The sequence below is a fragment of the Kitasatospora sp. NPDC022856 genome (assembly GCF_055561235.1).
On sequence record NZ_JBVHHE010000102.1, the window covers coordinates 1 to 5,377 of the forward strand.

The following is a 5,377-nucleotide window of genomic DNA, read 5'->3' on the forward strand; positions in this document are numbered from 1 at the left end:
ATGACGGCTTCGGTGCGCAGGGGGTTGATCTCGGAGACGGCGCCGACGAGCGTGGTCTTGCCGACACCGAAGCCGCCGGCGACGACGATCTTCGCGGAGGTGGTGGCGCGGGTGGGGGCGGCCGCGTTAGAGCTTGCGAAGTCCACTGAGGACCCTTTCGAGCAGCGTGACGTCGGGCTGGTTTCCGGATTCGCCGCCGGAAGCGGGCTGGTGGATGGCGACCAGGCCGGCTTCGGCCAGGTCGGCCACGAGGATGCGGGCCACCCCCAGAGGGAGGGAGAGCAGCGCCGACACCTCGGCGACGGACTTGACCTCGGTGCACAAGGTGCAGATCCGCTGGTGCTCGGGGAGCAGGGTGGCCAGGCGCTGCGGGTCGACGTCGGCCGAGACGAGCGCCTCCAGCGCCAGCTCGTAGCGCGGTCTGGTCCGCCCGCCGGTCATCGCGAACGGCCGGATCAGCGGGCCCGAGTCGTAGTCGTCCTCGAACTCCTCGACGTACCCCGGCTCCTGGGCCGGCTCCTGGCCGGGACCGGAGTGGTGCCGGCCGGGCTGCGGGGCCGGGGCGGAGTGCCGGCCGGGGAGGTGGCCGTCCGTCCTGCCCGGGGCCGGCCAGCCGGCCGGGGGCGCGTCGTACGAGGGCTGCTGCCGGCCGTACTGGTCGTACTGCTCCTGCGGGTACGGCTGGCCGTACTGCTGCTGGCCGTACTGGCCGTACTGGCCGTGCTGCTGACCGTGGCCGGCGACGCCGGGTGCTCCGAAGGCGTCATGGCCCGTGCCAGGGTACGGAACGCCGTACTGGCCGCTGCGGTCGTCGGGCGGTGTCACGGTTCCTCTCCTCACAAGGTGCGGCGGTGCGGTGCGAGCCCCGGACGGGTCCGGAGCCGGTGGTGCGAAGGCCGTACAACGTCCGAACCCGAGCCCGCCGAAGCGGGCCCGGGACGGGCGTGGAGGTGCTTCGAATACCAGGACGGTATCCGACGAACCGTCAGTGCAGGAGACTGCCCTGGAGTTCTGCGCGGAGTGCGGGGGTGAGGACGGCGCCGGCGCGGTCGACGAGCAGTGCCATCTCGTAGCCGACGAGGCCGATGTCGGAGTCCGGGGAGGCGAGGACGGCGAGGGCGGAGCCGTCGCTGACGGCCATCAGGAAGAGGAAACCGCGCTCCATCTCGACGACGGTCTGGTTGACCTCGCCGCCCTCGAAGATCCGGCTGGCGCCGGAGGTGAGGGAGGTGAGGCCGGAGGCGACGGCGGCGAGCTGGTCGGCGCGGTCGCGGGGGAAACCTTCGGACATGCACAGCAGGAGGCCGTCCGCGGAGACCACCACCGTGTGCGACACCCCGGGGGTGTTGTCCACGAAATTGGTGATCAGCCAGTTCAGGTTCTGTGCGGCCTGGCTCATCTGACTCAACTCAACGCTCCTGGTGGTTCGAGCCGCCGAAGAGATCGGTGCTGCGGTTCTGCTGTCCGTTGCCGGACGGGTCTACCTGATCGGGGTCGATCCGGAAGCTTCCGGTGTTGCCGGCGCTGCGGCCCTGCTCCACGCCGCGGCGCAGGTTGGTGAGTCGGCCGCGGACCTCCTCGGGGCTGCGGGAGACCTGCGGCCCGTCCTGCGGAGTGGGCTTGGCGTTGCCGGCCACCAGGTTCTGCTTGGGCACCCGCCGGGGCAGGCCGGACGAGGTGGTCCCGCCGGAGGCGGGCTCGCGCAGCTGCTCGGCACGCTGCCAGGCGCCGTCGTTGGGCGACTGCCAGGCGGCGCTGGTCGGGCCGGTCGGTCCGGTGGGACCGTAACCGCCCAGCGCGGACACCTCGTGTCCGCGCGGTTCGGCGGGCGCCGAGGTGTCCTTGGCGCCGGTGAACCAGTTCGGGGTCTCGCCGGTGTCCTGGCCGCCGCCCTGCTGCGGCGCGGCGGCGGGGCCACCGCCGGCCAGCTGCTGGCCGGGGCGGCGCTGCGGCAGCCCGGACGGCAGGGTGGCGGTGGGCTGGGCGGCCGGCAGGGCCGGCGGCTCCGGGGTGTACGGGTGGCCGGCCGGGGCCTCCTCGGCCCCGTACTGCTCGTCGGCGTAGCCGTCGTAGCCCGGGTACTGGCCGTACTGGTCGTCCTGGCCCTGGCTCTGGCTCTGGCCCTGGTTCTGGTCCTGACCGTACTGGTCGTCGCCGTAACCCTGCTGGGGGAACCGGCCGTAGGCGTCCTGGCCGTAGTCGTTCTGCCCGTACTCGGTCCCGGCGTAGCCGTCCTGGGCATACCCGTCCTGGGTGTAGCCGCCCTGGTCGTAGCCGTACTGCTGGTCGGCGTAGCCGGACTGGTCGTATCCCTGCTGGCCGTCCTGGCCGTCCTGGCCGTAGCCCTCGTCGTTGCGCCGGCCGTACGCCGGGTACTCCTCCTCGACCTCGGCGTCGAGCACCTGCCGCTCCTCCGGCCCGAGCGGGCCGGACTCCAGGGCCGCGCGGCGGACCTGGTCGAGCCGCTGCGAGCGCTGGACGGCCTCCAGGGCCGGGCTGAAGCCGCTGGACCCGGCGCTGCCGTTGCCGGTGAGGTGGTCGTCGAAGCCCAGCTCGGCGGCGCTGCGCGGCTGGTTCTGCTGGACCTCGGCGGCCCAGTCGGCCGCGGACGGCTCCTGCTCGGCGAAGATCCGGGAGACGGTGAACTGCTCCTCCGGCTCCGGGGCGGCGCCCATCTGGGTCAGGAACGGCGGGAGCATGACCAGCGAGGTGGTGCCCGCGGACTCGCCCGAGGGGCGGAGCTGGACACGGACGTCGTGCCGCTGGGAGAGCCGGCCGACCACGAAGAGGCCCATGCGGCGGGAGATGGTGGCGTCGACGGTGGGCGGCTCGGCCAGCTTCTCGTTGATCTCGGCGAAGTCCTCGGCGGTGAGGCCGATGCCCTTGTCGTGGATCTCGATCAGCACCCGGCCGTCCGGCAGGCGGGTGGCGTTGACCAGCACCCGGGTCTGCGGGCTGGAGAACGAGGTGGCGTTCTCCAGCAGCTCGGCGAGCAGGTGGACGAGGTCGGTCACGGCGGCGCCGACGACCTCGGCCTCGGGGATGCCGGAGAGCTCGACGCGCTCGTACTGCTCCACCTCGGACGCGGCGGCGCGGAGCACGTCGACCAGCGGGACCGGGGTGTTCCAGCGGCGGCCGGCCTCCTCGCCCGCGAGGACGAGCAGGTTCTCACCGTTACGGCGCATACGGGTCGCGAGGTGGTCCAGCTTGAAGAGGTTCTCCAGCTGGTCCGGGTCGGCCTCGTTGTTCTCCAGGTCGGTGATCAGCGCCAGCTGGCGCTGGATCAGGCTCTGGCTGCGGCGCGACAGGTTGGTGAAGATCGCGTTGACGTTGCCTCGCAGCAGGGCCTGCTCGGCGGCGAGCGCGACCGCCTGCCGGTGGACCTGGTCGAAGGCCCGGGCGACCTCGCCGATCTCGTCCTTGCCGTGCAGCGGGATCTGGCTGACCGAGGTGTCCACCCGGTCCGGGTCGGTCTTGGAGAGCCGCTCGACGAGGTCCGGCAGGCGGTGGTCGGCGATCTCCAGGGCGGCGTTGCGCAGGGTGCGCATGCCCAGGATCATCGAGCGGGCCACGTAGCCGGTGAGGACGCCGGCGAGGACCAGCGCGGCGAGCACGATCGCCGAGTTGAGGATGGCGTCGTAGAGCGCGTTGTCCCGCAGGTCGGCGGCGTCGTTGAGGACGTCGTCCAGCAGTGCGACCTCGGTGGCGCGCAGGCTGGCGATGTGGGTGTTGGAGGCCTGCTCCCAGTTCTCCTTGGTCAGACCGGCGTCCTTGGCCTCCTTGTAGGCGGCGTCGGCGGCGGCCTTGCCCTTGGACTGGCCCTCGGCGGCGGCCTGCGTGTAGGCGGCGCCGAGGCCCAGCAGGCCCGTCATGGTCGGCACGCTGCCGTTCGGCATCCGGTACGCGGCGCGCTGGTCGGCGGCGGCCTGGGCGACCTGGGCGTCGGAGTAGCGCTGGGCGTCCTCGGGGGCGCTGCCGGTGTTGAACTCGGAGAGCGAGACCTGCTCCAGCTTCTGGGAGACCAGGAGCTGCTGGATCAGGTCGGCGTTCTCGTACCGGGTGGTGGACTGGGCCGAGATGCCGACCAGCAGGTGGAGCATCAGCGCGCGCTGGGTCGAGGCCGAGGCCTTGGCCAGCGACATGGCGTAGATCGCGCGGCCCTTGCTGGTGATGTTGCTGCTGCCGAGGCCGACCGAGTTGTCGTAGGCCAGCAGCGGCGCGATCATCGTCGAGTACGCGGACTGGGTCGCGGTGGCGAACAGCTCGGGCTTGTAGGCGACGTCGCGCAGGTGCGGGAGGAACAGCACCATGCTCTGGAAGGCCGCGTGCCGGTGGGGCAGTTCGGCGGACTTGTCGCTGGCGTCGTAGGCCGCGTTGTACGCCTTGAGCGCGGTGTCTGTGGTGGCGCGGGTCTTCGGGACGTCGCCGTTCGGGTCCTGGCCGGTCAGCAGGGGGCTGAGCGACTTGTCGCGCTCGTTCTCCAGCGCCTCGGCGAGTTCGGTGGCCGCCTTGGCGAGGCGGGCGGTCTTCTCGGCGCGGGAGGCCTTGACGTAGCCGTCGACCGAGGTGTTGACGCGCAGGCCGCCGAAGATCAGGCCGATGATGACCGGGATCAACAGGATGGCTATCAGACGGGCCGGCACACGCCAGTTCCGCGGCCGGAGGAAGTCGTACCGACCACCCTTGCCGCCGCTGCCTCCGTCGTCCGCCGAGCCACCGCTGCGGCGCTCCGTGGAGGCGGCCGGCGGCTTCGGGGAGGGGGCCGGGGGTCGCTCCTCGACCGGCGTGAACGCGGAGAATCCGGCCGGGTCCGTTGCGGTACCGTTCGGCTCGCTCTGGCGGGGCTCGGAGCGCCGCTGCGGGGCGACCTGCTGCTTACGCCTCACTCGACAACAACCTCTCGGCCGATTGGCGGCCATGGATCAATCCAGCGCTACCCCTGGCAGCGGCCCGCTGGTGGTGGGACTGCCGAAATGGATTTAGGGGTAGCTGGAATTTCAGCACGTGCAGGGGTGGGGGACAAACAGGTGTCGATGGCGGCCTGCTGTGGAGCAATCCGGACATTAGCCGACATCGAGGGGCAAAACCTTGGTCTTCTGGCGCTGAGCGATGCTAATTCGCTACGCATGGTCACTGTTGATCACAAAATGCCTACCGAACTGTTATCCGCTGCTTATGTAGGGGTCTTGCGCGGGCCGCCGCGGCGACACCCGCGCCCTAGCCGCAGCTGCCCCGGTGCCCGACCGTGACGGCGGGGCACCGGGGCGTGCGACCTGCGGGTTCCCGCTCAGCGCAGGCGGGCGAGGAGGGCGTGTTCGACGAGGGTGATGAGGGCGCTCTTGGCGCTGTCGCGTCGTCGGGCGTCGAGGGTGATGAC

The 5,377-nt window shown here is 71.5% G+C and carries 3 protein-coding genes and 2 pseudogenes; all 5 read right to left on the bottom strand.

Features of this window, described 5'->3' with window-relative positions; all coding sequences use genetic code 11:
* Nucleotides 1-146, bottom strand: a pseudogene (locus ACZ34W_RS38265) (ATP-binding protein); the annotation flags it as partial.
* Complete coding sequence (locus ACZ34W_RS38270; RefSeq protein ID WP_329489723.1) at nt 127-825, bottom strand: DUF742 domain-containing protein; 699 nt, start codon at nt 823-825, stop codon at nt 127-129. The pseudogene ACZ34W_RS38265 and the gene ACZ34W_RS38270, both read right to left, overlap by 20 nt.
* Before the next feature lie 160 nt (nt 826-985).
* Nucleotides 986-1,399 (bottom strand): roadblock/LC7 domain-containing protein, encoded by a 414-nt coding sequence (locus ACZ34W_RS38275; RefSeq protein ID WP_030057391.1) that lies wholly within the window; start codon nt 1,397-1,399, stop codon nt 986-988.
* Between the two features lie 10 nt (nt 1,400-1,409).
* Nucleotides 1,410-4,886, bottom strand: coding sequence for a sensor histidine kinase (locus tag ACZ34W_RS38280; protein ID WP_465611070.1), 3,477 nt, complete (start codon nt 4,884-4,886; stop codon nt 1,410-1,412).
* 401 nt (nt 4,887-5,287) lie between these two features.
* Nucleotides 5,288-5,377, bottom strand: a pseudogene (locus ACZ34W_RS38285) (ATP-binding protein); the annotation flags it as partial.